The 939-nt window shown below is 42.9% G+C and carries 1 protein-coding gene and 1 pseudogene; both read left to right on the forward strand.

Annotated elements, in window-relative coordinates:
• Positions 1 to 392, forward strand: a pseudogene (gene ftsW / locus ACWHAR_RS24200) (cell division protein FtsW); the annotation flags it as partial.
• 74 nt (positions 393 to 466) lie between these two features.
• Positions 467 to 939: biotin carboxylase N-terminal domain-containing protein (locus ACWHAR_RS24205; RefSeq protein ID WP_452088075.1), on the forward strand; the 473-nt coding region annotated here is incomplete at its 3' end.

A 939-nucleotide genomic window follows, 5' to 3' on the forward strand; every position in this document is an offset into this window, starting at 1 on the left:
ACTTTATTATGGCTGTCATTGCTGAAGAGCTCGGCATTTTTGGGGTATTGTTTGTGATTTTCTTATTGGGTTTTGTCGTCATAAAAGGTTTTTATATTGCCAGAAAATGCGAGGACCCGTTTGGAAGTCTTCTGGCGATCGGCATTTCAAGCATGATTGCCATCCAGTCGTTTATTAACCTTGGCGGTGTCAGCGGATTAATTCCGATTACAGGGGTTACCCTGCCATTTATCAGTTACGGGGGCTCTTCTTTGGTGCTGCTGCTGGGGAGTATGGGGATATTAGCGAATATCAGCATGTTTGTAAAATATTCAGAGAATAAGAAAAAGAGAGAACCCTTGGCGACGAAGGGACTGAAAAAGAAACAGCTTAAAAAAACTGTTTATCAGTAAAAAACAAGTGTGTACAGGGGAAGGATATTCCGCTATGATAGATTATATTCCATTCGGGTAAGGGGGAGAAAAGTTTGTCTCAGCAATCGATACAAAAAGTATTAGTAGCAAACAGGGGAGAAATTGCAATCCGAATATTCCGGGCGTGTACCGAGTTGAATATTCGTACAGTTGCGGTCTATTCAAAAGAAGATTCCGGTTCCTACCATCGGTACAAAGCGGATGAAGCATACTTGGTCGGTGAAGGGAAAAAACCGATTGATGCTTACCTGGATATTGAAGGTATCATTGATATTGCGAAAAGAAACAAAGTCGATGCAATTCATCCGGGATACGGTTTCTTATCTGAAAATATTCATTTTGCGAGACGATGTGAAGAAGAAGGCATCGTATTCATAGGGCCAAAATCCGAGCATCTCGATATGTTTGGTGACAAGGTAAAAGCGCGTGAGCAGGCAGAAAAAGCGGGAATCCCCGTGATTCCGGGAAGCGACGGTCCTGCCGAAACGCTTGAAGCCGTCGAACAATTTGGACAAGCTAACGGTTA

Source organism: Bacillus sp. LR--39 (genome assembly GCF_053613335.1).